Raw genomic sequence first — 26242 nt, 5'->3', positions numbered from 1 at the left:
CCACGGATCTCCGCTATGCGGACATGAAATATCGCCCACCGGCCGGATTCGGCCGACGCGGCTCTGGCGGTCTGGACCATTGGCTCGGCAGACTCACCCCATGTCACCCGATACCCAGCAGTGGACCCCGATCCACGGCCAGCCGTACCGTCCCGCCGCCTACCGGCCCGAGCGGATGCCGAGCGGCGAATCCCTGGCCCGCGCCGCCGAGTTGCGCACCCGGATGGACGAGCGCAGGACCGTACGCCACTTCTCCCCCGACCTGGTGCCCGAGCAGGTGGTCCGGGACGCCATCGCGTGCGCGGCGACCGCCCCCTCCGGGGCGCACCAGCAGCCGTGGACCTTCGTCCTGGTCAAGGACCCGGCGGTACGGGAGCAGATCCGCGCGGCCGCCGAGCAGGAGGAGCAGCTCTCCTACGACGGCCGGCTCGGCGACGAGTGGCTGGCGGCCCTGCGCCCCATCGGCACGGACGCCGTGAAGACCCACCTCACCGACGCCCCGGCGCTGATCGTGGTCTTCCAGCAGCGCTACTGGCTCGGCGAGGACGGCACGAAGCACAAGCACTATTACGTCGACGAGTCGGTCGGCATTGCGGTCGGCATGCTCCTGTCCGCCCTCCACCTCTCCGGCCTGGCCGCCCTGATCCACACCCCGAGCCCGATGCGCTTCCTGTCCCAGGTCCTGAACCGCCCCGAGAACGAGAAGGCCTTCGCGGTGATCCCGGTCGGCTACCCGGCGGAGGACTGCGAGGTCCCGGACCTGATCCGCAAGTCCCTGGACCAGGTCATCGTCGAGGTGTGACTCCCTCCCCGACGGGTGGCTCCGGGTCCGGCCCCGGCCCCGGAGCCACCGCGTCGGCCTGTCCGCCGCCCAGGGCCGAGGCCAGCCTCATCCCGATGCGCACCCGGTCCTCGGGCGTCCCCGCGTCCATGGCGGCCCGCACCTGCCGCAGGATGAGCCAGTCCCGCACCACTTTGGCGACCCCGAACACGGCCGCCGTCACGATCGCCGCGGTCAGCATCACTGGTACCTCCGCTCGATCGACGTGGTGATCTTGGCGATCTCCCCGCCGGAGTGCGCGAAGTCCATGCACCGGACGGACACCTCCGCACGGCCGAGCCTGATGACGCCGGGACGGGCGGCCGGAGGATCCGGTTCGGGGGGAGCCCCTTCCGGGCGCGCGGCAAGACCGCTGCGGCGTAGCGACTGTTCCATCTCCGGGGCTCCCGGCGCGCAGCACCACTCCAGCACGAGGTCCTGGTACTGGTGGCAGTAGGAGTTCACCCAGCCGTGGGCTTTCCCCGTACGGTTGATCAGCGTCGGACGGCGGAGCAGCCGGCTGAGCAGGTGGTCCCGGTAGGCAGGGTCCGGCCCGGCCATCGCGGTGCCCGTCCAGCGGTGCAGTTCCTCCTGCTCCGCAGGATGCGGCGCCCCGTCTGCGATGCGGCCCACGTACCGCAGCCCGTCGCCGTCGTCCGGAAGCCGCCAGGCGCCGGGGACGACCTGAAGGCGGATGGTTCCGCCGCCGACGGCATCCCGCAGGGTCAACCCCTCCGTGTCGGCGGTGACCCTCAGGCCGGGCACCCCGCGCAGGCCCCCGTACTCCTCGTCGAGGTGAGGCAGCAGCCCGGTGATGACCCGCCGGGCCATCCGCTCGTGAAGCCGGAGGGTGAGGCCGCCCGCCGACGGCACAGCGGCGACGACGCCGAACACCGCCCCGTCGAGCTGTCCGTCGCGAAGGGCGTCGCCCGCGGTCAGCGCGACCATCGCTTCGAAGGCACGCTGGGCCGGGTCGGACGCGTCGGGCACCGGTTGGCGGTGGGTGATGAGGCCGGTTTCGGCCCAGCCCAGGCAGGTGCGGTGCGACAGCCCGGTGGCTGCGCGGCAGATGGACGCGGCACGGTGGTGATTGTCTGTACGCCTGGACATACGTCTCCCCGGGCACCGGTCCCGGTACGGGCGCGTAGAGGTTGCGTATCTCCCAGCGGTCTGTCCCACCCCGTACGGGAACTCGTCAGAGCCCTTGGCTCCCTCGGGATACCGGGCCCGAGTGGCGGAGCTGGTCGCCGTACACGACAACTGCGTTCAGGCTAGCAGAAGTTGCCGAGGGGGAAATGGAAACCGCCCCCGCTCCGGACTTGGGGGTACCGGAACGGGGGCGGGGTTCAGCGGGGCGGAGGTCAGCCCATGTGGGGGTAGCCGTACTCGGTCGGGGCGACCAGCGTCTCCTTGATGGAGCGGGTCGAGGTCCAGCGCATCAGGTTCGAAGCCGCGCCGGCCTTGTCGTTGGTACCCGAGGCGCGGCCGCCGCCGAAGGGCTGCTGGCCGACGACGGCGCCGGTCGACTTGTCGTTGATGTAGAAGTTGCCCGCCGCGAAGCGGAGCTTCTCCATCGCGTCGGCCGCCGCGTAGCGGTCCTGCGCGATGACGGCGCCGGTCAGGGCGTACGCCGAGACGGACTCCATCTGCGCGAGCATCGCGTCGAACCCGTCGGCGGCCGCGTCATCGTAGACGTGGATCGCCAGGATCGGGCCGAAGTACTCGGTCGTGAAGACCTCGTTCTCCGGGTCCGTGCACGCGATGACGGTCGGGCGGACGAAGTAGCCCTCCGCGTCGTCGTACGTGCCGCCGGCGACGATCTCGCAGGTCGGGTCGGCCTTCGCGCGGTCGATCGCGGCCTTGTTCTTCGCGAAGGAGCGCTCGTCGATGACGGCGCCGATGAAGTTCGTCAGGTCGCGGACGTCGCCCATGGTGATGCCGTCGACCTCGGCCGCGAAGGCCTCCTTGAAGCCGTCGTTCCAGATCGAGGCCGGGACGTAGGCGCGCGAGGACGCCGAGCACTTCTGGCCCTGGTACTCGAAGGAGCCGCGGGTCAGGGCGGTCTTCAGGATCGCGCGGTCCGCGGACGGGTGCGCGACGACGAAGTCCTTGCCGCCGGTCTCGCCGACCAGCCGCGGGTAGGACTTGTACGTCTCGATGTTGGTGCCGACCGTCTTCCACAGGTACTGGAAGGTCTTGGTCGAACCGGTGAAGTGGATGCCCGCCAGCTCCGGGTGGGTCAGCGCCACGTCGGAGACGGCGATGCCGTCGCCGGTCACGAGGTTGATGACGCCCTTCGGCAGGCCGGCCTCCTCCAGCAGCTCCATCAGGAGGACCGCGGAGTGGGTCTGCGTCGGGGACGGCTTCCACACGACCACGTTGCCCATCAGGGCCGGGGCGGTCGGCAGGTTGCCCGCGATGGCCGTGAAGTTGAACGGGGTGATCGCGTAGACGAAGCCCTCGAGCGGGCGGTGGTCGCTGCGGTTCCACACGCCGGCGGAGTTCGCGACCGGCTGCTCGGCCAGGATCTGGCGGGCGAAGTGGACGTTGAAGCGCCAGAAGTCGACGAGCTCGCACGGGGTGTCGATCTCGGCCTGCTGCGCGGTCTTCGACTGGCCGAGCATGGTGGACGCGGCCAGCTTCTCGCGCCACGGGCCGGACAGCAGCTCGGCGGCGCGCAGGATGATCGCGGCGCGGTCGTCGAAGGACATCGAGCGCCAGGCCGGGGCGGCGGCGAGCGCGGCGTCGACGGCCTCCTGGGCGTCGGCCCGGGTGGCGTTCGCGTAGGTGCCGATGACCGACTTGTGGTCGTGCGGCTGCACGACGTCGAAGCGCTCGCCGCCGCCCATCCGCTTGACGCCGTTGATCGTCATCGGGAGGTCGATCGGGTTCTCGGACAGCTGCTTCAGCTGCGTTTCGAGACGCGCGCGCTCCGGGGTGCCGGGGGCGTACGAGTGGACCGGCTCGTTGACCGGCACGGGGACCTGGGTTACAGCGTCCATGATGCGGGGTGCTCCTTGAGCTAGTGGGAGGGCCTAGTTCTTGGTGATCATCGAGCGGAGGAAGAAGAGCAGGTTGGCCGGCTTCTCCGCGAGGCGCCGCATGAAGTAGCCGTACCAGTCGGTCCCGTACGCCGTGTAGACGCGCATCCGGTGACCCTCGGCGGCCAGCCGCAGGTGCTCCTCGCTGCGGATGCCGTACAGCATCTGGAACTCGTACTCGTCCAGCTTGCGGCCGGCCTTGCGGGCGAGCTCCTGGCCGATGGCGATCAGGCGCGGGTCGTGGGACCCGATCATCGGGTAGCCCTCGCCCTCCATCAGGATCTTCAGGATGCGGACGTACGCCTTGTCGATCTCGGCCTTGTCCTGGTACGCGACCTCGGCGGGCTCCTTGTAGGCGCCCTTCACGATGCGTACGCGGCTGCCGGCCGCGGCCAGGCGGCGGGCGTCGGCCTCGGTGCGGAACAGGTACGCCTGGATCACGCAGCCGGTCTGCGGAAACGTGCGGCGCAGCTCCTCGTGGATGGCGAACATCGAGTCGAGGGTGGTGTGGTCCTCGGCGTCCAGGGTGACGGTGGTGCCGATGGCGGCGGCGGCCTCGACGACCGGGCGGACGTTGGCGAGGGCCAGCTCGTGGCCGCCCGCCCGTCGCCCGCCACCACCCTCAACCGAGAGTCCTGCGGACTCGCCCCCCTCGATTTCCAGCGCCTGGCCGAACATGGACAGCTTCACCGACATCTCGACGGTCTCGCCGAGGCCCAGGTGGGCGAGCTGCTCGATGAGCTCGAGGTACGCGTCACGCGCGGCGTGGGACTGCTCCACGGTGGTGATGTCCTCGCCGACGACGTCGAGGGTCACCTCCAGGCCCTTGCCCGTCAGGTCCTCGACGATCGGGATGACCTGGTCGACCGTCTCACCGGGGATGAACCGGTTCACCACGGGCTTGGTCACCGGGGCGGCAGAGACGATTCGGCGCATCTTGTCGCTGCGCGAGGCGGCGAGGATCGCGGGACCCAGCACGGGGTACCTCCAACGGGTGGCGGGCAGAAGCCGACATTCGCCCCGCGCCGGGACGACGGAGGCCATAAGGAAAACGCAAGTAAAACCACCGTGAAACCTAGGGATCTCCCCGATCCTCTGCCATCGACAGCTGTCACGCATCCGTGGCCCGGATCTCATACATCTGTCTGAAGGGCAGGTGCGGGGGTGGGAGAATGTGCGGGTGAAAGGCGATTACCAGGACCTGGTGGACGAGATTTCGGCGCTGCTCGGCGCCCCGGCGACGCTGGAGAACCGGGACTTCCGCCTCATCGCCTTCGGCGCGCACGACAGCGAAGACGATCTCGCCATGGATCCCGTACGGACCCGCTCGATCCTGACCCGCCAGTCGACGGCGGCCGTCCGGTCCTGGTTCGAGGGCTTCGGCATCGCCCGGGCCACCGGACCGGTCAGGATCCCGGCGGCCCCGGACGCCGGCGTCTTCCGGGGCCGGATCTGCCTGCCGGTGCGGTACCGCGGGATCGTCCAGGGCTACGTGTGGCTCCTGGACCAGGAGCCCGGCCCCGACGCGGAGGCCCTGGCCGCCGCCATGGAGGTGGCCCAGCGGATCGGGCTGCTGCTCGCGGAGGAGGCCCGGGCGGGGGCCGACCTGTCCCGGGAGTTCCTCGCCGTGCTCACCGCCGGGCGCGGCTGGCAGCAGGACATGGCGGTGGCCGCCCTACGGGTGGCACTCGGTCCGGGCGGCGAGGGACCGCACGCCGCGGTCTGCGTGAGCCCGTGGTCCGGCGAGGCCCCGGCTTCGGTCCCGGGAGCGGCGGCCGTGTGCGTGGCGCCCTGGCGGGGGGCCGGCGAGCAGGAGCCCCACCCGGGCGGCGGCCCGGCGGGGCAGTCCCTCGCGGTCCTGATCCGGCTGCGCGGCGCCGACCCGCTGGCTCCGGCCCTCACGGCGATCTCCCGCCTGATGCCGAGCACGCCCGCCCCCGGCCAGGGCCACGGCGCGGCGGGCCCGGCCGTCGGCACAGGCGCCCGCGCCGGGCGGCCCCCGGCGGGCGGCGGCGCGGGCACTACGGGCGGCACCGGGCCCCGCGCGGCACGGCCCGCATCGGCCGCCGCCGCCGGCGGCGCGGGCTCGGCGGGCGGCTCCGGCTCCGCGGCGGGCTCCGCGGCCGGCCACGCCCCGGGTGGGATGACCGCCGGGGTGTCCGACCCCGTGCGGGCGCTCACCGGGCTGCCCGCCGCCTGGCAGCAGGCCACCGCCGCCGCCCGGGCCGCAGCCGCCGGGCCGCGGCTCGGGCCGGTCGCGCAGTGGTCCGCGATCGGGCCGTACCGCATGCTGGCGTCCGTCGCCGAGGAGGCCCTGGACGACCCGGTGGCCCGCGCCCTGCGCGGCCCGGCCAATCCCGAACTGGCCCGGACCGCCGAGGTGTTCCTGGACTGCGCCGGCCAGGCGGGCCGCGCGGCGGCGGCCCTCGGCATCCACCGCCAGACCCTGTACTACCGCCTGTCCCGCGTGGAGCAGCTCACCGGCCTCGATCTGGACGAGGGCGAGGACCGCCTGCTCCTCCACATGGCCCTCAAGGCCACCCGCCTGCACGGCTAGCGCAGGCGCGGGGGCGCCGGGTCAGCCCGCCCCGTCCCCGGCCGCGCCCCCGCCCCCGGCCGCGCCCCCGGCCATCGCGGCCACCGCCCGCCGCATCCCCTCCGTCAGCTCCGCCGGGGTCGCGGCCGACGCGGGGTCGAAGAGCCACTGGAGCATGAAGCCGTTCAGCAGGGCCTGGTAGAAGGCGCCGGCGGTCCGCGCGTCCTCCTCCGTCAGGTCCCCCTCGGGCACGCCGGTGAACATCGAGACCAGCCCCTTGCGCCCCTCCCCCTGCGAGGCGGCGAGCATCGCCCGCAGTTCCGGCAGCCGGTCCCGGGTCACCGCGACCTCCATGCTGGCCGCCCAGATAGGGCCGGACTCCTCGTGCCCGGCGTGCACCCCGTCCCAGACCGAGCGGAAGCGCTCCAGCGAGCCGCCCTCGCCCTTCACCGCGCCCGTGAACTGGTCACCCCACTCCTGGACCACGGCCATGAACGCCTCCGTCATGAGGGCGTCCTTGGACCCGTAGTGGTAGCCGATCGAGGCCAGGTTCGCACCCGCGGCCTTGACGATGTCGCGGGCGGTCGTCCCCACGAAACCCTTCTCGACCAGGCACTTCTTGGCGCCTTCCAGCAAGTCTTCGCGATGTCCCATGCCTGCACGGTAGCCAAGACGCCCGTCCAAGACAAACGTTCCACACAATCGTCCTATACGCCCGTCCTAGACAATCGTTTATGACGCTTGTACATTGCTGCTCATGACGAACCCCGCAGCGCGTCTCGCCGGTCGCCGGGAATGGACCGCCCTCACCGTTCTCCTGCTCCCCCTGCTCCTGGTCTCGATGGACGTCTCCGTCCTCTACTTCGCCATCCCGGCCATCACCCGGGAGCTGGACCCCAGCGGCACCCAGCAGCTCTGGATCTTCGACAGCTACGCCTTCGCCCTCTCCGGCCTGCTCATCACGATGGGTTCGCTCGGCGACCGGATCGGCCGCCGCAGGCTGCTGCTGGCCGGCGCGGCCGCCTTCGGGCTCGCCTCCGTCGCCGCCGCCTACGCCTCCAGCGCCGAGATGCTCATCGCGGCCCGCGTCCTGCTCGGCATCGGCGGCGCGACCCTGATGCCGTCCACGCTCGCCCTCGTACGCAACCTCTTCCAGGACGACCGGCAGCGCGGCAAGGCCATCGCGATCTGGTCCGGCGCCATGACCGGCGGCATCGCCCTCGGCTCGGTGCTGAGCGGGGTGATGCTGAACCACTTCTGGTGGGGCTCCGTCTTCCTGATCAACGTGCCCGCGATGCTGCTCCTGCTGGTCCTGGTCCCCTTGCTGGTCCCCGAGTTCAAGGACCCGGCGCCCGGCTGCTTCGACCTGCTGAGCGTGCCGCTGTCGATGGCCGCCGTGCTGCCGGTGGTCTACGGGCTCAAGGAGATCGCCGCCGAGGGCTTCACCCCGTTCTACGCGGGCTGCCTCGCCGCCGGCCTGGCCTTCGGGTACCTCTTCGTCCGCCGCCAGCGCACCCGCGACGGCGCCATGGTCTCCCGGGCCCTCTTCCGCGGGCGCGGCTTCGGCGCCGGCATCGGCCTGAACACCGTCGCCGCCTTCGCCATGATGGGCTCGGCGTACTTCACCACCCAGTACCTGCAGTCGGTGCTCGGCATGGGCACCCTGGAAGCCGCCCTCTGGAGCCTCGCCCCCTCGGTCCTCATCGGCGCCGCCGCCCCCGCCAGTGCGGCCCTCGCCCAGAAGACCGACCGGGCCTACGTCGTCTCGGGCGGCTTCGTCCTCGCCGCCGCCGGGTTCGCCCTGATCGGCCTGGTGGACACCGACTCGCTGTGGCTGCTGCTGACCGGAGCCGGGGTCCTCGCCTCGGGCATCGTCACCGTGATGTCCCTGGTCTCGGACATGGCGCTCGGCTCCGCTCCCGCCGAGAAGGCCGGCTCCGCCGCCTCCCTGCTGGAGACCGGCACGGAGTTCGGCGGCGCCCTCGGGATGGCCGTCCTAGGCAGCCTGGGCACGGCGGTCTACCGCTCCGACCTGGCCGGCTCCGAGCCCGCCGTGCGGGAGACCCTCGGCGGGGCCGTGGCCGCAGCGCAGGAGCTCGGCGGCGCGGCCGGCGGGCAGGTCCTGGCAGCGGCCCGGGAGGCCTTCGTGCACGGAATGCAGTACGCGGCCTGGGGCGGTACGGTCCTGCTCCTCGCGGCGGCGGTGCTCGCCGCGGCCCTGCTCCGGGGGCGCGGAGCCCAGGCCCCGGCCCCCACGGAGCCGGCCCCGGCCGGTGAGGCACTCGCGCGCTGAGCGGCGTAGCGGGGCGGGGCACGCAAAAGGGCCCGGGGTCTCCCCCGGGCCCTTCGCTCTGTCAGCTGCCGGAACGTCAGCCGAGGCTGACCGTACGGGCCGAGACGGCGCCGATCTCGGTGGCGATGTCCGCGAGGACGTTCACCGGGGCCTCGGCGTCGACCGTGAGGACCGCGAGGGCCTCGCCGCCCTCTTCGGCGCGGGCGACCTGCATGCCCGCGATGTTGAGGCCGGCCTCGCCGAGGATGCGGCCGACGGTGCCGACCACGCCCGGGCGGTCGGCGTAGCGCAGGACGATCATGTGCTCGGCGAGCGCGAGGTCCACGTCGTAGTCGCCGATGCCGACGATCTTCTGCAGGTGCTTCGGGCCCACGAGCGTGCCGGAGACCGAGACCTCCTGGCCGTCCGACAGGGTGCCACGGACGGTCACCACGTTGCGGTGGTCCGGGGACTCCGAGGAGGTGGTCAGACGGACCTCGACCCCGCGCTCCTGCGCGAAGAGCGGGGCGTTGACGTAGGAGACCGTCTCGTCGACGACGTCCTCGAAGACACCCTTGAGCGCGGAGAGTTCGAGCACCTTGACGTCGTGCTGGGTGATCTCGCCGCAGACCTCGACGTCGAGGCGGACCGCGACCTCGCCCGCCAGCGCGGTGAAGATGCGGCCGAGCTTCTCGGCGAGCGGCAGGCCGGGACGGACGTCCTCGGCGATGACGCCGCCCTGGACGTTGACCGCGTCGGGCACGAGCTCGCCGGCGAGCGCCAGGCGCACCGACTTGGCGACCGAGACGCCGGCCTTCTCCTGGGCCTCGTCCGTGGACGCGCCGAGGTGCGGGGTGCAGACGACCTGGTCGAGCTCGAACAGCGGGGAGTCCGTGCAGGGCTCCTTCGCGTACACGTCGAGGCCGGCGCCGGCGACGCGGCCCTCCTTGATGGCCGAGTACAGCGCGGCCTCGTCCACGATCCCGCCGCGGGCGGCGTTGACGATGCGGACGGACGGCTTGACCTTGTGCAGGGCCTCGTCCCCGATGAGACCGAGGGTCTCGGGGGTCTTGGGCAGGTGCACGGTGATGAAGTCGGCGACCTCGAGCAGTTCGTCGAGCGTCAGCATCTTGACGCCCATCTGGGCGGCGCGCGCGGGCTGCACGTAGGGGTCGTACGCGACGATCTTCATGCCGAAGGCCGACATGCGCTGGGCGACCAGGACGCCGATGCGGCCGAGGCCGACGACACCGAGGGTCTTCTCGCTGAGCTCGACACCCGTGTACTTGTTCCGCTTCCACTCACGGTTCTTCAGAGCGGTGTTGGCCTGCGGGATGTTGCGGGCCGTCGCGACGAGCAGGCCGCAGGCCAGCTCGGCGGCGGTGACGATGTTGGAGGTCGGGGCGTTCACGACCATCACGCCGGCCTTGGTGGCCGAGGAGACATCGACGTTGTCGAGACCGACGCCCGCGCGGGCGACGACCTTCAGCTTCTTGGCGGCGGCGATGGCCTCGGCGTCGACCTTGGTCGCGGAGCGGACCAGGATCGCGTCGACGTCCGCGATCGCGGGGAGCAGCTCCGCACGGTCGGCACCGTTGCAGTGCCGGATCTCGAAGTCCGGGCCGAGCGCCTCGACAGTGGCGGGCGACAGCTCTTCGGCAATGAGTACGACAGGTTTCGAGCTCACGTGGGTCCTCACAAGTCCAGTGCGGACGGCCGTCCCGACGGCCGCAGGCGGTGGAGGGGGGTAGCCGCGTGGAAGACGCACGACACTGTGGGCCTGACGCGTTGTGTTGTGCAGTGTAGTGGCGGATCCGGAAGGGAATTCCGCCTGTACGGAAGGATCACCCGCACGAGATTGGCCGGGGTGGACAAGCGGTCCTCCAGGAGGCCCGCCGTCCGGGTGCCCGAGCCGGTGTGCCGCGGGGCCCGGGCCGTGCCTACCCGCCCCGCGGCGAGGCGGATCAGCTCTCGTCGTTGTCGACCCAGCTCATCAGCTTGCGCAGCTTCTTGCCGGTGGTCTCGAGCAGGTGCGCCTCGTCGGCGCTCTTGTACTCGTTGTACTTCGGCAGACCGGCCTTGTACTCGGCCATCCAGGTGTTGGCGAACTCGCCGTTCTGGATCTCCGCGAGGACCTTCTTCATCTCGGCCTTGGTGGCGTCCGTGATGATGCGGGGACCGGTGATGTAGTCGCCCCACTCGGCGGTCTCGGAGACCGACCAGCGCATCTTCTCCAGGCCGCCCTCGTACATGAGGTCCACGATGAGCTTCAGCTCGTGCAGGCACTCGAAGTACGCGATCTCCGGCTGGTAGCCGGCCTCGGTCAGCGTCTCGAAACCGGCCTTCACCAGCGCCGAGGCACCACCACAGAGAACGGCCTGCTCACCGAACAGGTCGGTCTCGGTCTCCTCCGTGAACGTGGTCTTGATGACGCCGGCGCGCGTGCCGCCGATGCCCGCCGCGTACGACAGCGCGAGCTGGAAGGCGGAGCCGGTGAAGTCCTGCTCGACGGCGGCGATGCAGGGCACGCCGCGGCCTTCCTCGTACTGACGGCGGACCAGGTGACCCGGGCCCTTCGGCGCGACCAGGGCGACGTCCACGTTGGTGGGGGGCTTGATGAAGCCGTAACGGACGTTGAAGCCGTGGCCGAAGAAGAGCGCGTCGCCCTCTTCCAGGTGCGACTCGATGGAGGCGGCGTAGATCTCGGCCTGGAGCGGGTCCGGGGTCAGGATCATGATGACGTTCGCCCAGGCCGCGGCCTCGGCGACGGGCAGGACCTTCAGGCCCTGCTCCTCGGCCTTGGCCTTGGACTTCGAGCCCTCGTGCAGGCCGACGACGACGTCGACGCCGGAGTCACGGAGCGACAGCGCGTGGGCGTGGCCCTGGCTGCCGTAACCGATGACCGCGACCTTGCGGCCCTGGATGATGGACAGGTCGGCGTCGTTCTCGTAGAACAGCTCGGCCACTGGGATATCTCCTTGGTGCGCTGGTGTTGCTCCCACCGTACGGCGGGGAACGGAATACGTGGTTCTCGGTCTCGCCATACGAGCGAGCGAGAAACGGACGGGCGGGGCACGACCGGGCCGGTGTCACCGGCCCGGCCGGGCTCAGGCGCTGCGGTCGAGCGCGCGCAGGCTGCGGTCCGTGATGGACCGGCCGCCGCGCCCTATGGCGATCGTGCCGGACTGGACGAGCTCCTTGATGCCGAAGGGCTCCAGCATCTTGAGCATCGCGCCCAGCTTGTCGGTGCCGCCGGTGGCCTCGATGGTGACGGCCTCCGGGGAGACGTCGACGGTCTTGGCGCGGAACAGCTGGACGATCTCGACGATCTGCGAGCGCGTCTCGTTGTCGGCGCGGACCTTCACCAGAACGAGTTCGCGCTCGATGGCGTTGTGCTGCTCCAGCTCGACGATCTTGAGCACGTTGACCAGCTTGTTGAGCTGCTTGGTCACCTGCTCCAGCGGGAGGTCCTCGACGTTCACGACGATGGTGATGCGCGAGATGTCGGGATGCTCGGTGACACCGACCGCGAGGGAGTCGATGTTGAACCCGCGGCGGGAGAACAGCGCGGCGATCCGGGCGAGGATGCCGGGCGTGTTCTCGACCAGGACGGAGAGCGTGTGCTTGGACATGTGAGTCGTTCTCTCTCTCAGGCTCTCTCGGCTCAGTCGTCTTCGTTGTCGCCGAAGTCGGGGCGGACGCCCCGTGCGGCCATGACCTCGTCGTTCGAGGTGCCGGCGGCGACCATCGGCCACACCATGGCGTCCTCGTGGACGATGAAGTCGACGACGACCGGGCGGTCGTTGATCGCGTTGGCCTCGGCGATGACCCTGTCCAGGTCGGCCGGGTCCTCGCAGCGCAGCGCCACGCAGCCCATGGCCTCGGACAGTTTGACGAAGTCCGGGACGCGGGTGCCCATGCGGGGGGCGGCCGACTCGCCGAGCTGGGAGCCGACGGCCGTGTCGGTGCCCGTCTCGCCGGCGTGCAGCACGGTGTTCGAGTACCGCTGGTTGTAGAACAGGGTCTGCCACTGGCGGACCATGCCCAGCGCACCGTTGTTGATGATCGCGACCTTGATCGGGATGTTGTTCAGGGCGCAGGTGGCCAGTTCCTGGTTGGTCATCTGGAAACAGCCGTCGCCGTCGATCGCCCAGACGGTGCGCTCCGGCATGCCGACCTTGGCGCCCATCGCGGCGGGGACCGCGTAGCCCATGGTTCCGGCGCCGCCGGAGTTCAGCCAGGTGCGGGGCTCCTCGTAGTTCACGAAGTGCGAGGCCCACATCTGGTGCTGGCCGACACCGGCCGTGTAGATGGTGCCCTTCGGCGCCAGCTGGCCGATCCGCTCGATGACCTGCTGGGGGGAGAGCGTGCCGTCCTCGGGCAGGTCGTAGCCCAGCGGGTAGGTGTCGCGCCAGCGGTTGAGGTCCTTCCACCAGGCGGTGTAGTCGCCGACGTTGCCGTCGTTGGCCTCGGCCTGGACGGCCTGGATCAGGTCGGCGATGACCTCGCGGGCGTCACCGACGATCGGGACGTCCACGGCGCGGTTCTTGCCGATCTCGGCCGGGTCGATGTCCGCGTGGATGACCTTGGCGAAGGGGGCGAAGCTGTCCAGCTTGCCGGTGACACGGTCGTCGAAGCGGGTGCCGAGCGCGATCAGCAGGTCCGACTTCTGGAGCGCGGTCACCGCGGTGACGGCACCGTGCATGCCGGGCATGCCGACGTTCTGCGGGTGGCTGTCCGGGATGGAGCCCAGGGCCATCAGGGTGGTGACGACCGGGACACCGGTGAGCTCGGCGAGGACCTTCAGCTCGGCGGTCGCGCCGGCCTTCATGACACCGCCGCCGACGTAGAGGACCGGCCGCTTGGCGGCGACGATCATCTTGGCGGCCTCGCGGATCTGCTTGGCGTGAGGCTTGGTCACCGGCCGGTAGCCGGGGAGGTCCTGGCTCGGCGGCCACGAGAAGGTGGTCTTCGCCTGCAGGGCGTCCTTGGCGATGTCGACCAGCACCGGACCGGGGCGGCCGGTCGAGGCGATGTGGAAGGCCTCGGCGATGGTCCTCGCGATGTCCTCGGCCTTGGTGACCAGGAAGTTGTGCTTGGTGATCGGCATGGTGATGCCGACGATGTCCGCCTCCTGGAAGGCGTCGGTGCCGATGGCCTTGGAGGAGACCTGGCCGGTGATCGCGACGAGCGGCACGGAGTCCATGTGCGCGTCGGCGATCGGGGTGACCAGGTTGGTGGCGCCGGGGCCGGAGGTGGCCATGCAGACGCCGACCTTGCCGGTCGCCTGGGCGTAGCCGGTGGCGGCGTGGCCGGCCCCCTGCTCGTGGCGGACCAGGATGTGGCGGACCTTCTTGCTGTCCATCATCGGGTCGTACGCCGGGAGGATGCAGCCGCCCGGAATGCCGAAGACGGTGTCGCACCCCACCTCTTCGAGAGAGCGGATGAGGGACTGCGCACCCGTGACGTGCTCAACTGCGGCGGCGTGGTGTCCGCCGGTACGGGCCCGCGGCTGCGGATGGTGGGCCCCGGTGGCCTGCTCGGTCATCGGCATTCTCTTCTCGAAGCTGAGGGTTTTACGAGGAGGGTTTTACGAGATTCGACGTTGCCAGTGCAACAAAAAACCCCTCGTGCCGGGAGGCAAGCGAGGGGAGCGCGTCGGGTGCGTTGAGCGGGGACATGCTGGTCCCAGCTTCAGCCGACGCGCTTTCCAAGTACGAGAATTCGGGTGCGCATGGCATTGACCCTCCCTCCGGCGGGAGGGTGATGTCAAGCGGGTGGGACGGGCGTCTCATTATGTGAGCCTCTGTGGATAACCATCGAGCCCCCTGGCGAACCACCGGCCAACGCGGGTTGGGCCGCACCGCCCGGTACTGGGAACGTACCGCGCACGAGCGCTCGCCGCAGCCTGTACTCGTCCAGAGGGCCGGAGAAGGCCATTCCCTGCCCATGGGTACAGCCCATCGCGCGCAGGGCCATGACCTGCTCCGGGAGGTCCACGCCCTCCGCCACCGACTGCATGCCGAGGTCGTTTGCGATCCGCAACAAACCTGCGGTGATCTTGTGGAGCCGGGGGGATTCCACGACCCCCTCGACCAGTCCGCGGTCGAGTTTGAGCATGTCCACGGGGAGCCTGCGCAGCGCGCTGATGGCCGCGTAACCGCTGCCGAAGCCGTCCAGGGCGATCAGGACCCCGAGTCGGCGCAGGGCCGCCAGGCGGCGCTCCAGGTCGTCGAAGGGCACCCTGGGGTCGGAGACGGCGAGCTCCAGGACGAGCGCGCCCGACGGCAGCCCCTTGCGGGTCAGGAGGGCTTCCACGGAGCCCAGCGGCATCGACCGGTCCAGCAGCCGCTGCGCGGTCATCCGTACGGCCACCGGGACGTCGTGCCCGGCCCGGTGGCGCTCGGCGGCCTGCCCGACGGCCTCCTCCAGCAGCCAGCGCCCCAGCTCGGCGGTGCGCGAGGCGTCCGGCACGGCCGCCCTGGCGGTGGCCCCTCCCTCTCCGGCCCCGCCCCCCCCGGCCTCCCCCGCTGGCCCCTCCCCCGCTGTACTCGGCGACCCGCAGGAACTCGGCGGGCGTGAACAGGATCCCCTGGGCGGAGCGCCACCGGGCCTGGGCCACCACGGCCGAGATCTCCCCCGAGGCCAGGGAGACCACGGGCTGGTGCAGCAGGGCGAACTCCCCGTCGTGCAGCGCGGTGCGCAGCCGCCCCGCCAGCTCGGCCTTGCGGACGACCTCGGCCTGCATCTGGGGCGCGTACATCTCGACCCGGTCCTTGCCGCCCGCCTTGGCCCGGTACATCGCGAGATCCGCGTTGCGCATGAGGTCCGAAGGGGTGATGCCGGGGTCCGCGAAGGCCACGCCGATGCTGGCGGCGACCCGGACCTCGCTCCCGGCGATCCGGTAGGGCTGGGAGAGGGTGGTGCGCAGCCGGTCGGCGATCTCGTGGACCTGGTACTCGCGGGCGCTGCGGTCGCGGTTGCCGTCGCCCAGGATCAGTGCGGCGAACTCGTCGCCGCCGAGGCGGGCCGCGGTGTCCCCGGCCCGGACCGAGTCCTGGAGCCGGCGGGCGGCTTCGATGAGCAGCTCGTCACCGGCCTGGTGGCCGATGGTGTCGTTGACCGCCTTGAAGCCGTCGAGGTCGATGAAGAGCACGGCGGTGCTGTGGTCCCCGGCCCGCCGGCCGGTGAGGGCCTGGCGGACCCGGCGGGTGAACAGGGCCCGGTTGGGGAGGTCGGTCAGCGGGTCGTGCTCGGCGCTGTGCTGGAGCTGCGCCTGGAGCCGGACCCGCTCGGTGACGTCGCGGCTGTTCAGGATGAGGCCGCCCTGGTGGCGGTTGACGGTGGACTCCACGTTGAGCCACTCGCCGCCGCCCGATCTGAACCGGCACTCGATGCGGGTGGTCGGCTCCTCGGCGGGCGGCGCGGCCAGGAAGCGGCGCACCTCGTGGACGACGCGGCCCAGGTCCTCCGGGTGGATCAGGGTGGCCAGCTCGGTGCCGACCAGCTCCTCCGCCTCGCGGCCGTAGACCCCGGCGGCGGCGGGGCTGACGTAGCGCAGGGTGCCGGTGGGTGCGGCGATCATGATGACGTCGCTGGAGCCCTGGACCAGGGAGCGGAAGTGGTTCTCCTTCTGGGCCAGCTCCTGGGTCAGGGCGATGTTGTCGAGCAGCATGATGCCCTGGCGGATGACCAGGGCGAGCACGACCGTGCAGCCCGTGAAGACGACGACCCGGTCGACCTTCCTGCCGTCCACCACGTTGTAGAGGATTCCGAGGGTGCAGACGGCCGCCGCGAGGTACGGGGTGAGGGCGGGCAGGGAGCCGGTGATGGGGCGGCTGTGCGGGCGCTCGGCGCGCGCGTGCGCGACGGGGTCGGGGCCGGGGTGCATGCGGCGCGCGCCCCAGGGCGCGTACGCGAGGAGGAGCGAGCCGGCGAACCAGCCGGCGTCGAGGAGCTGGCCGGACTGGTACTCGGCGCTGAGCAGCGGCGAGGTGAACAGCGCGTCGCTCAGCACGGTCAGGGCGAGGGCCGCGATGGCGGTGTTCACGGCGGAGCGGTTGGTCTCGGAGCGGCGGAAGTGCAGTACCAGCACCATCGAGACGAGCGCGATGTCCAGGAGCGGGTAGGCCAGCGAGAGGGCCGCGCGCGGGACGCTGCCGGGTGCGCCGGACTGGGCGGTCTGCGCGGCGTGCGCGAGGGCCAGGCTCCAGGAGAGGGTGAGCAGGGAGCCGCCGATGAGCCAGGAGTCGAGGCCGAGGCAGACCCAGCCGGCTCGGGTGACCGGGCGCTTCGCGAGGACGAGCAGGCCCACGATGGCGGGCGGCGCGAAGCAGAGGAAGGCGAAGTCGGCGAGGGAGGGCTTCGGCACGGCCTCGCCGAGGACCACCTCGTACCAGCCCCAGACCGCGTTGCCGCAGCAGCCCATGAGCGAGGAGAACGCGAAGAGCAGCCAGGCCGGGCGCTCCCGGCTGTCAATGGCCCTGGCGTACGTGAAACAGGAGACGGCGGCGAGCAGTCCGGCGGCGCTGAGTCCGAAGTCGCCCATGATCTCGGCGAGTTCCTCTGATCCCCAGCCGAGGGCCGCGCCCACGGCATACCCGCTGCTGACCACCGCGAGGAGGAGCTGCATCGCCACCGCCTTACCGTTGGCGGCGAGGGGCTGGCGGGTCAGGAGCGCCGCCCCCGGGGCGCTCACCGGTCCCCCTCGCTGGCTGGTTCCGGCGCAGTCCAGTCCCGACACCGTCGCCTCCGGCGGCTTCGCCGCATCGGATCCTTCGTCCATTGGCCGTGCATCGCCCGTCGCCCCCCAAAGTGTCCGATCACTCCCCAGCGCCAGACGTTCGTGGCGCAGCCCCTTGTTCCGGACGATACACCACTTTCGTCACTCAGGGACATAGTTTCTCTACGCTCCGTCACCAACAGGGGAGTTGTGCCCACCGAGCGCATTCGGACGAACGCGGAGCGTGCGCACCGCGCGTCATTCCGTGATCAACACCGTGTTCTCCACGGGGTCTCCGGCGGCGAAGCTGCGGAGCTGACGGGCCACCAGCCGCTTCGCCCGCGGCTCGAACGCGGAGCTGCTGCCGCCCACATGGGGCGTGATCAGGACACCCGGAGCATGCCAGAGCGGATGGCCTGAAGGCAGTGGTTCCGGGTCGGTGACGTCGAGCGCGGCGCGCAGTCGGCCCGACTCCGCCTCCGCCAGAAGGGACTTGGTGTCGACGACGGGTCCGCGGGCCACGTTCACCAGCAGTGCGCCGTCCTTCATGCGGCCGAGGAACTCGGCGTCGGCCAGCCCCCTCGTCTCCTCGGTGAGCGGGGTGGCGAGGATCACCACGTCGGCGCCGGGCAGGAGTTGGGGCAGTTCGGAGAGGGCGTGCACCGGCCCGCGCGCCGTGGTGCGCGCCGTCCGCGCGACCCGGACGATCCGCTCGCACTCGAAGGGCGCGAGCCGGTCCTCGATGGCCGCGCCGACCGCGCCGTAGCCGATGATCAGTACGGACTTGTCCGCGAGGGCCTCGTAGAACCCGAAGCGCCACTCCTCGCGGTCCTGGCCGCGCACCATGCCGGGGATCCCGCGCAGGGAGGCCAGGATCAGGGTGAGCGCGAGCTCGGCGGTGCTCGCGTCGTGGACGCCCTTGGCGTTGCACAGCCGCACGCCGGGGGCGAGGTCGCCGAGGCCGCCCAGCACGTGATCGACACCGGCGGTCAGGGTCTGGACGACCCGCAGGCGGGGCATCGCGGCCAGCGGGCGCAGGGTGACGGCCGGGGACTTCATGTACGGGGTGACGTAGAAGACGCAGGCGGCCGGATCGGCCGGGAAGGTCTCCTCTCCGTCCCAGTGGCGGTACCGGAAGGAATCGGGCAGCCCCTCGATCTCCTCGGCGGGGAAGGGAAGCCATACGTCGAGGGTCTCGCGCATCTCTGCAGTCATGATCAGGAGGCTATGCCAGGGGATCCTGATCGAGCCGTTAGTTTGTGTGCCGGACCGGGAGCACCAGGGGGACGCACGGTGGAGCGCAGGTCGATCGGGGCGGGGGCGCTGGCGGTGGGTGCCATCGGCCTCGGGTGCATGCCGATGAGCGGGGCGTACGCGCCTTCGCGCAGGCGGCGGGAGGACTCGCTGCTCACCGTGCACACGGCCCTCGACCTGGGCGCGAACCTGCTCGACACCGCCGATCTGTACGGCCCTTACACCAATGAGCTGCTGCTCGGCCGGGTGCTGCGCGAGCGCCGGGCCGACGCCTTCGTGTCCGCGAAGGCGGGGCTGCGGGCCGACGGGGTGCACGTGGTGGCCGACGGGCGCCCCGGGTACCTGCGGCGGGCCTGCGACGCCTCGCTCCGGCGGCTGCGCACCGACGTCATAGACCTGTACCAGCTGCACCGCGTGGACCCGGACGTGCCCGTCGAGGAGTCCTGGGGCGCGCTGGCGGAGCTGGTGGGCGCGGGGAAGGTGCGGGCGCTGGGCTTCTGCGCGCTGGGGGCCGGCACCGGGCCGGGCGCGGGGCGGCGTGGGGACCGGGCGTACGAGGCGACCGTGCGGCACCTGGAGCGGGCGCAGCAGGTGTTCCCGGTGAGCGCGGTGCAGGCGGAGCTGTCGGTGTGGTCCCCGCAGGCGGCGTGGCGGCTGCTGCCGTGGTGCGCGGCGCGGGGGGTGGGGTTCCTGGCGGCGATGCCGCTGGGGAGCGGGTTCCTGACCGGGACGCTGGTTCCGGGCGAGGGGTTCGAGCCGGAGGACGTGCGGGCCAGGCATCCGCGGTTCACGGCGTACGCGATGGCGGCGAACCAGGTATTGGTGGTGGGGCTGCGGCGGGTCGCCCGGCGGCACGGGGACGAGGTCACGGCGGCGCAGGTGGCCCTTGCCTGGGTGCTGGCGCAGGGTCCGCAGGTGGTACCGGTGCCCGGGGCCGGGCAGGCGCGCTGGGCGGCGGAGAACGCGCGGGCGGCGGAGGTGCGGCTGACCGCCGAGGATCTGGTGGAGCTGGCGGAGCTGCCGGTGCCCATGGGCGCCTGAACCACTCGATCGAGTGTACGAGTGGCGGAACTTGCGGCATGGTCGGCGCTGTTGAGTCGTGCGAGGGCACGATCGGAGGACCGGAGGGGAGTACGGCGATGCGATACGGACACGGCCGGGGACTGGATCAGGGTCAGGCGCGGGGGCAGGGGCAGGGCCAGGGGCAGGAGCAGGCTCAAGGGCTGGGCCAGGGGCCGGGCCAGGGGCGGGAGCCGCTGCCGATGCGGTCGTACGCCGGTCCGCGTGCCCGGGCCCGCGGGGTACTGGCGGCGTTCGCCCTGGCGGGATGCGGGGCGCTGCTGGCGGCGGGGTGCTCGCCGCCGAACGGCGCCGGAGCCCGGCCGAGCGATGCGCCACCGGGCACGGCCGCCGGCTCCGCGCCGCCGGGGGCCTCGGGCGGGCCCTCCGCGTCGGCTTCCGCCTCGGCCTCCGCGCCGGCCTCCGCGCCGCCGGCCAAGGGCCAGGTGACGGTGACGGGCGTGGCCGCCCAGGGCCTGGAATCCCCGTGGGGGGTGGCTCCGCTGCCCGACGGGAACCTGCTGGTCGCCTCGCGGGACAAGGGCACGATCAGCCGGGTCGACGTGGGCACGGGGGCCGTGACCGCGGTCGGCAGGGTGCCCGGAGTGGCGCCGGGCGGCGAGGGCGGGCTGATGGGCCTGGCCGTGTCCCCTTCCTTCGCCTCCGACCGGATGGTGTACGCCTACTTCACCACCGAGTCCGACAACCGCATCGCCCGGCTGCTCTATGACGAGAAGAGACCGGCCGGCGATCAGCTGGGCGCACCCGACACGGTCTTCAGGGGCATCCCCAAGGGGCTCATCCACAACGGCGGGCGGATCGCCTTCGGCCCGGACAAGATGCTCTACGCCGGGACGGGCGAGACCGGGGAGACCGGGCTGGCCCAGGACAAGAAGTCGCTGGGCGGGAAGATCCTGCGGATGACCCCGGACGGGGAGCCGGTGCACGGGAATCCCGAGGCCGACTCGGTCGTCTATTCCTACGGGCACCGCAATGTGCAGGGGCTCGCCTGGGACAAGGACAAACGGCTGTGGGCAGCCGAGTTCGGCCAGAACACCTGGGACGAGCTGAATCTGATCGAGCCCGGAGCGAACTACGGCTGGCCGGAGGCGGAGGGCAAGGCCGGCAAGCCGGGGATGCGCGATCCGGTGGCGGTGTGGAAGACCGACGAGGCCTCGCCGAGCGGGATCGCCTGGGCGCAGGGCTCCATCTGGATGGCCGGGCTGAGGGGGCAGCGGCTCTGGCGGATTCCGCTGGCCGGGGCGGAGCCGGTGGCGGAGCCCGAGGCGTTCCTGGCGGGCGAGTACGGCCGGCTGCGCACCGTGGTGCCCCTCGGTGGGGACAGATTGCTGCTGGTCACGAGCGAGACGGACGGGCGCGGGTCGCCGGAAGCGGCCGACGACAGGATCCTGACACTGACGGTGCGATGACCGGCGGGCCCCGACGGGGGGACGAAAGGCGCGGTGGACGCGATGTTCAACATGATCGAGGAGCTGTTCAGTCCGGGGCGCAAGCACACGGACGAGGAGAAGAAGCGGCTGGAGCTTTCCCGGATCGACGTGAATGACGGCGACCCGGGAAAGGGTCCCATAGACCTGGACTCCGGCAAGGTGCTCATACGCGCGAAGGAGCACCCGGCGGCCTAGCGGGACATGTCCTCACCGCTTCCCGGCCGCCTGCGGGGCGAGGGGGCCGAAGAGCCGTAGCCGGTGGGCCAGGGCGGCCGCCTCGCCGCGGCCCGCGACGCCGAGCTTCGCCAGGATGTTCGAGACGTGCACGCTGGCCGTCTTCGGGGAGATGAACAGCTCCTCGGCGATCTGGCGGTTGGTGTGGCCTGCCGCGACCAGGCGCAGCACGTCCCGTTCGCGGCTGGTCAGGCCCAGCGCCTCGACCGGGTCGGTGTCCGGGGCGAGCAGGGCCTTGGCGGCGGCGTCCACGGGGGTGAGCGGGAGCCTGGCGCGCTGCGCGAGCAGGGCCAGGTCCTCGCGGAGCCTGCGGGCGCCGAGCTGCTCGGCGGTGGCGTGGGCCTCCTGGAGCATCCCGGCGGCGGCCTCGCGGTCCCCGCCGGCCGCCAGCAGGGCCTCCACGAGCCGGTACCGGGCCCTGGCGAGCAGGTAGGGGCGCTCCAGGGGGCGTACGGCCGCTTCCACGGCCGTCCAGTCGGCGACGGTGTCCCGGGCCTCGGCCCGCAGCAGCTCGGCCCTGAGGTACTCGGAGTGGGCGCTCCACACCGGGACCGGGGTGGCCAGGGCCCGGGCGGCGCCGCGCAGCACCGTCAGCGCCTCCTCCCGGCCGGCCTCGGCGGCCGGCAGGCCCCGGGCCTCGGCTTCGGCCGAGGCGGCGGCGAGCAGCAGCGGCCAGGCGTAGCGGTGGTTGCCGAGCGGGAAGCCGTGCTCGATGACGGCGGCCACCTCGCTGCGGACGTCGGCTATCCGGCCCTCCCCCGCCGCCACGCCGATCGCGAGGCGGAACAGCGGGATCCGGTGCTGGGGCTGGCCGTCGTGGGACCCGAAGTGGGTGCGGGCGGCGGTGAGCTGGCCCGCGGCCTCGGCGAGTTCGCCGCGGGCCAGGGCCAGGTAGGCCAGCCGTACGACGGCCGCGGCGCGCGGGGCGGCGCTGCTGACGAGGGTCAGGGTGCGCCGGGCCTGCGTCGCGGCCTCCTCCCACCGGCCGAGGCTGTACAGGCTCTCCGCCAGGTTCCCCCGGATGTAGGCCTCGGAGTCCATCAGATGGGAGTTCTTGACCAGCTCGGCACCTTGTTCGGCCAGTTCCACGGCTTCGCGGGACCGGCCCAGGCTTTCCAGATGAGAGGTGAGGTTCACGTGCGCACGTCCCACCAGCATGCCGAGCCCGAGTTCGGCGGCCCGGTCCTTGACCGCGTACATCTCGGCGAGACCGCGCTCGGGTTCCCCGGCGTCGACGAGCAGGCTGCCCACGGTGATCCGGGCGTTGAGTTCGGTGTCCTCGGCCCCGACCATCCGCGCGTACTCCACGGCGCGTTCGGCGGCGACCAGGTTGTCGGGCCCCGGCTTGTGGAGCATGCCCCAGCTCGCGGCCCGGACCAGGACGTCGGCGTGCACCTGGGACGGGGGCAGCCCGCGGACGAGCTCCTGTGCCTTGGCGAGCTCCGCCCAGCCGTCGCCGCGGGCGAGGCTCGCGATCATCCGGGAGCGCTCGGTCCAGAACCAGGCGGCGCGCAGCGGGTCGTGGCCGTCCTCCAGCAGTCGCAGGGCCGTCTTGGTCAGTTTCAGCGCGCGTTCGCGCTCGCCGCCGAAGCGGGCCGCGACGGTGGCTTCGGCGAGCAGGTCGATGCGTTGCAGCGGGGTGGTCGCCGGGTCGCAGCCGCAGGGCGGGTAGACCTCGGTGTAGTCCGCCGGGCGCAGTTCGTCGCGTATCTCCTCCGGCACGGCCTCCCACAGCTCCATGGCCCGCTCCAGCAGGCGCAACTGCTCGGAGTAGGCGTGCCGGCGCCGGGCGGCCACCGAGGCCGCGAGCACGGCGGGCAGGGCCTTGACCGCGTCGTTGGCGTAGTACCAGTAGGTGGCGAGGCGGATGACCCGCTCCTCCGCGCGGATCAGCGAGTCGTCCTGTTCGAGCTCCTCGGCATAGCGGCGGTTGACGCGGGCCCGCTCGCCGGGCAGCAGGTCGTCGGAGACGGCCTCGCGGACCAGGGAGTGGCGGAAGCGGTAGCCGTCCCCGTCGGAGGTGGGGAGGAGGATGTTGGCGCCGACGGCCGAGCGCAGCGCCTCGATCAGTTCGTCCTCGGTGAGCCGGGTGACGGCGCGCAGCAGGGCGTACTCCACCGTGGAGCCGCCCTCGGCGACGATGCGCACGACCCGCTGCGCGGCGTCCGGGAGGACTTCGACGCGGACGAGGAGCAGGTCGCGCAGGGATTCGGTGAGGCCGGTGGCGCAGCCGCTGGCGCGGGAGGCGACGAGTTCCTCGACGAAGAAGGCGTTGCCGTCGGAGCGGTCGAAGACCGATTCGACGAAGTCCTCGTCGGGTTGCGAGGCGAGGATCCCGGCGAGCTGGCGGCGCACTTCGGCCCGGTTGAAGCGGGACAGCTCGATGCGCTGCACGGTGCGCAGCCGGTCGAGTTCCGCGAGGAGCGGGCGCAGCGGGTGGCGGCGGTGGACGTCGTCGGCGCGGTAGGTGGCGACCACGACGAGCCGGCCGCTGCCGAGCGCGCGGAACAGGTAGGAGAGCAGGTGCCGGGTGGAGGTGTCCGCCCAGTGCAGGTCCTCCAGGACGAGGACGACGGTGCGGTCGGCGGCGAGGCGCTCCAGCATGCGGGCCGTCAGCTCGAAGAGCCGGGCGGTGCTCTCCTCGTCGTGCGGGCCGCGCGGGGTCTCGCCGAGTTCGGGGAGGATGCGCGCGAGTTCGTCCTCCTGGCCGACGGCGGCCGCGGCCAGCTCGTCGGGGAGCAGGCGGTGCAGGGTGCGCAGCGCCGTCGAAAACGGGGCGAAGGGAAGTCCCTCCGCCCCGATCTCCACACAGCCTCCGACGGCTACGACCGCGCCGCGGCGGTCGGCCTCGCAGAGGAACTCCTCGGTGAGGCGGGTCTTGCCGACCCCGGCCTCGCCGCCTATGAGCAGTGCCTGCGGCTCCTGGCCGGCGGCGCGCGTCAGGGCGTCGGTGAGTACGGCCAGTTCGTCGGCTCGGCCGACGAACACCGGGCTGACAGATCTGGTCTCCACGCCGCCGAGCATCGCACAGGGGCCCTGCTCAACGGCACTGGATATCGCTGCGCTTCTCATCACGTGCCGGTTCGCACGGTCTCGCGACGCGGGTTACGCGGCGCGGGTGAACCGGCCGCGCTCCCCTCTCACCGACCCCTCCGGTTCCTGGCTCCGGGAGAAGCGGCGGGCCTTCTTCGCTTCCTGGACCAGCCGGTAGGCGTCGGCCTCGCGGATGAGGTCGTCGCGGCGGGCGGTGGCGATCTCGTACTCGAGCATCTCGTGCTCCCTGGTGGGCGTTTCTCGGACACCTCGTTCGGTGTGATCCAAGATTCGCGCCCCAGGGGGTGCCGGCACATCGGGAGCATGCCGCATCTGTACGAGCCGGGGGCCTTAGACCGGGACCCGGGGTCCCTGAGGTGGCCTAAGGCAGTGCCTAGGCGGGCCGCCGGGCAGGCACGAACGGCCTAGGCGGGCCGCCGGGCGGCAGCGTACGGACTAAGCGGCGCCGACAGGGGCCGTCGGAAGGGCGAGAAGGTACATGAACACGAAGGCGATCACGCCGATCACGGCGACGACCACGGCGGCCCAGGAAACGGAGCGGACCCAGGCCGGCAGGGTGCGGCCGGGGGCGCCGAAGGCCGGACGGGCCAGCACGAAGACGGCGATGAGCAGCGCGACCGTCGACAGGACGCCGTTGACCAGGGCGGTCATCTGCCAGGCGTTGCCGTACAGCGCCTCGATCTTGTCCGCGGTGGTGGTGGCGTTGGCCGAGCTGATCTGGCCCTTGAGGGTCTCCCGCTCGCCTATGACGCGGGAGGTCCAGCTTCCGCTGAGGGCGATCAGGCCGAGACCGGCGGCGACGATCGCGGAGGCTCCGGAGGCGACACCACTGCTCTGCTCCTCGTCGGCCTCGGCGTCGAACTCGTCGAGCTCCTCGTCGAGGTCGGTGGCGAGCTCCTCGCCCGGGACCTCCTCGGTGACGGCGGTGTCCGCCGCGGCCGGGGTGGTCGTCTCGTCGGTGGCGGCCTTCTTCAGGTCGGCCGGGGAGTCCGCCTCGGGCGCGGTCGGGGCGGGGGTCTTGGTGGTGTCCATGCGGGGCACCGTAGGCGGCTTTTCTGAGAGGTTCCTGAGAATCCGGCCGGGCAGCGGACAGCGCCCCGCCCCGGCCCCCGGCGGATTCCGGTACGCGCGGGTGGCGGGACGGGGACGGGAGGGCGCGGGGGTGGTGACGCGCGGAGGTGCGGGGGTGGTAACGCGCGGGGGCGCGGGGGTCGTTGCCCGCGGGGGCGCGGGTGGTTACGCGGGGCGGGCCGCGGACCACTCGGGGGCGAGGAGCGCCCAGACCTCGGTGTCCTGGCGGACGCCCCGGTGCAGGTGGTTCTGGCGCATGACGCCTTCACGGGTCATGCCGAGGCGCTCGGCCACGGCGAGGCTCTTCTTGTTGCCGGAGGCGGCGTGCCATTCGACGCGGTGCATGCCGCGCTCGCCGAAGGCGTAGTCGATCAGGACGCGGCAGGCCTTCGTCACCAGACCGCGGCCGGCCGCGGCGGGCTCCAGCCAGCAGCCGATCTCGCAGTTGCCGGTCGCCGCGTCGAAGGCCGGGAACAGCACCCCGCCGACGAGGGTGCCGCCCCGCCGGATCCCGAAGAACCGCGCGCCGTCCTCCCCCGCGGTGACCGCGTACTTGGCCAGCAGGGCCCGGGCGGACTCCAGGTCGGAGGACCGGTCCGGGAAGCCGACGTACTGGCCGATGAACTCGCGTCCGCGTTCGATGTGGGCGAAGAACTCCTCCGCGTGCCGGGCTTCCAGCGGGAACAGCTGGGCGTCGTCGGCGAGGTCTATCGAGAACATGCGCGTTC

20 protein-coding genes and 1 pseudogene are annotated in these 26242 nt (G+C 72.0%); 6 read left to right on the top strand and 15 right to left on the bottom strand.

What is annotated here, in order from left to right; all coding sequences use genetic code 11:
• The first annotated feature begins 100 nt into the window (after window positions 1-100).
• The gene (locus tag AC061S_RS13000; RefSeq protein WP_478686059.1) at window positions 101-802 is read left to right on the top strand and encodes a nitroreductase family protein; all 702 of its coding nucleotides are present in this window, start codon (window positions 101-103) and stop codon (window positions 800-802) included.
• On the opposite strand, the gene AC061S_RS12995 is transcribed toward AC061S_RS13000, so the two are convergent.
• The 4 genes from AC061S_RS12995 to AC061S_RS12980 form a co-directional block, all read right to left on the bottom strand.
• Complete coding sequence (locus AC061S_RS12995) at window positions 786-1022, bottom strand: hypothetical protein (protein ID WP_478686058.1); 237 nt, start codon at window positions 1020-1022, stop codon at window positions 786-788. The genes AC061S_RS13000 and AC061S_RS12995 overlap by 17 nt on opposite strands.
• Complete coding sequence (locus tag AC061S_RS12990; RefSeq protein ID WP_478686057.1) at window positions 1022-1930, bottom strand: hypothetical protein; 909 nt, start codon at window positions 1928-1930, stop codon at window positions 1022-1024. Before AC061S_RS12990 ends, AC061S_RS12995 begins: the two co-directional genes overlap by 1 nt.
• A gap of 251 nt (window positions 1931-2181) precedes the next feature.
• Complete coding sequence (gene pruA / locus AC061S_RS12985) at window positions 2182-3822, bottom strand: L-glutamate gamma-semialdehyde dehydrogenase (RefSeq protein WP_478686056.1); 1641 nt, start codon at window positions 3820-3822, stop codon at window positions 2182-2184.
• 33 nt (window positions 3823-3855) lie between these two features.
• Window positions 3856-4839 (bottom strand): proline dehydrogenase family protein, encoded by a 984-nt coding sequence (locus tag AC061S_RS12980; RefSeq protein ID WP_478686055.1) that lies wholly within the window; start codon window positions 4837-4839, stop codon window positions 3856-3858.
• 202 nt (window positions 4840-5041) lie between these two features.
• Here AC061S_RS12980 and AC061S_RS12975 point away from each other — a divergent pair, with 202 nt between their 5' ends.
• Window positions 5042-6418: a PucR family transcriptional regulator gene (locus tag AC061S_RS12975; RefSeq protein WP_478686054.1), complete on the top strand. Its 1377-nt coding sequence runs from the start codon at window positions 5042-5044 to the stop codon at window positions 6416-6418.
• Between the two features lie 21 nt (window positions 6419-6439).
• Here the strand turns inward: AC061S_RS12975 and AC061S_RS12970 are convergent, their stop codons facing one another.
• Window positions 6440-7051 carry a TetR/AcrR family transcriptional regulator gene (locus AC061S_RS12970; RefSeq protein ID WP_478686053.1) on the bottom strand — a complete coding sequence of 204 codons (612 nt, stop codon included), beginning with the start codon at window positions 7049-7051 and terminating at the stop codon, window positions 6440-6442.
• A 103-nt stretch (window positions 7052-7154) separates the two neighbouring features.
• On the opposite strand from AC061S_RS12970, the gene AC061S_RS12965 reads away from it, so the two are divergent.
• Window positions 7155-8690: an MFS transporter gene (locus tag AC061S_RS12965; protein WP_478686052.1), complete on the top strand. Its 1536-nt coding sequence runs from the start codon at window positions 7155-7157 to the stop codon at window positions 8688-8690.
• 76 nt (window positions 8691-8766) lie between these two features.
• Here AC061S_RS12965 and serA read toward each other — a convergent pair whose 3' ends face one another.
• The 6 genes and pseudogenes from serA to AC061S_RS12935 all read right to left on the bottom strand — a co-directional run bounded on the left by serA (window position 8767) and on the right by AC061S_RS12935 (window position 18606).
• On the bottom strand, window positions 8767-10356 hold the full coding sequence (gene serA / locus AC061S_RS12960; RefSeq protein WP_478686051.1) for a phosphoglycerate dehydrogenase: 1590 nt from the start codon (window positions 10354-10356) through the stop codon (window positions 8767-8769).
• 277 nt (window positions 10357-10633) lie between these two features.
• On the bottom strand, window positions 10634-11635 hold the full coding sequence (ilvC, locus tag AC061S_RS12955; protein WP_478686050.1) for a ketol-acid reductoisomerase: 1002 nt from the start codon (window positions 11633-11635) through the stop codon (window positions 10634-10636).
• 141 nt (window positions 11636-11776) lie between these two features.
• Complete coding sequence (gene ilvN / locus AC061S_RS12950; protein ID WP_053677671.1) at window positions 11777-12301, bottom strand: acetolactate synthase small subunit; 525 nt, start codon at window positions 12299-12301, stop codon at window positions 11777-11779.
• 32 nt (window positions 12302-12333) lie between these two features.
• Complete coding sequence (locus AC061S_RS12945) at window positions 12334-14223, bottom strand: acetolactate synthase large subunit (protein WP_478686049.1); 1890 nt, start codon at window positions 14221-14223, stop codon at window positions 12334-12336.
• Window positions 14224-14438: 215 nt separating this feature from the next.
• A pseudogene (locus AC061S_RS12940) lies at window positions 14439-17367 on the bottom strand (putative bifunctional diguanylate cyclase/phosphodiesterase).
• Between the two features lie 282 nt (window positions 17368-17649).
• A complete protein-coding gene (locus AC061S_RS12935) occupies window positions 17650-18606 on the bottom strand; it encodes a 2-hydroxyacid dehydrogenase (RefSeq protein ID WP_478686048.1) in 957 nt (318 codons plus the stop codon).
• Between the two features lie 78 nt (window positions 18607-18684).
• Between AC061S_RS12935 and AC061S_RS12930 the strand changes: the two genes are divergently transcribed.
• From AC061S_RS12930 to AC061S_RS12920, 3 genes are all read left to right on the top strand, one after another.
• Entirely contained in the window at window positions 18685-19686 is a 1002-nt protein-coding gene (locus tag AC061S_RS12930) for an aldo/keto reductase (protein WP_478686047.1), read from the top strand.
• 221 nt (window positions 19687-19907) lie between these two features.
• Complete coding sequence (locus tag AC061S_RS12925) at window positions 19908-21134, top strand: PQQ-dependent sugar dehydrogenase (RefSeq protein ID WP_478686079.1); 1227 nt, start codon at window positions 19908-19910, stop codon at window positions 21132-21134.
• 42 nt (window positions 21135-21176) lie between these two features.
• Window positions 21177-21350: a DUF6191 domain-containing protein gene (locus AC061S_RS12920; protein WP_385380777.1), complete on the top strand. Its 174-nt coding sequence runs from the start codon at window positions 21177-21179 to the stop codon at window positions 21348-21350.
• 12 nt (window positions 21351-21362) lie between these two features.
• Here the strand turns inward: AC061S_RS12920 and AC061S_RS12915 are convergent, their stop codons facing one another.
• The 4 genes from AC061S_RS12915 to AC061S_RS12900 all read right to left on the bottom strand — a co-directional run bounded on the left by AC061S_RS12915 (window position 21363) and on the right by AC061S_RS12900 (window position 26234).
• On the bottom strand, window positions 21363-24413 hold the full coding sequence (locus AC061S_RS12915; RefSeq protein WP_478686078.1) for a helix-turn-helix transcriptional regulator: 3051 nt from the start codon (window positions 24411-24413) through the stop codon (window positions 21363-21365).
• 81 nt (window positions 24414-24494) lie between these two features.
• Window positions 24495-24659, bottom strand: coding sequence for a hypothetical protein (locus tag AC061S_RS12910; protein WP_478686046.1), 165 nt, complete (start codon window positions 24657-24659; stop codon window positions 24495-24497).
• Window positions 24660-24878: 219 nt separating this feature from the next.
• Entirely contained in the window at window positions 24879-25475 is a 597-nt protein-coding gene (locus AC061S_RS12905) for a hypothetical protein (protein WP_478686045.1), read from the bottom strand.
• Between the two features lie 204 nt (window positions 25476-25679).
• A complete protein-coding gene (locus AC061S_RS12900) occupies window positions 25680-26234 on the bottom strand; it encodes a GNAT family N-acetyltransferase (RefSeq protein ID WP_478686044.1) in 555 nt (184 codons plus the stop codon).
• Between the last annotated feature and the right edge of the window lie 8 nt (window positions 26235-26242).

The organism is Streptomyces sp. CA189, assembly GCF_056428985.1.
Note: the sequence above shows the minus strand (reverse complement) of the source record. Positions and strands in the feature narration are given on the sequence as shown.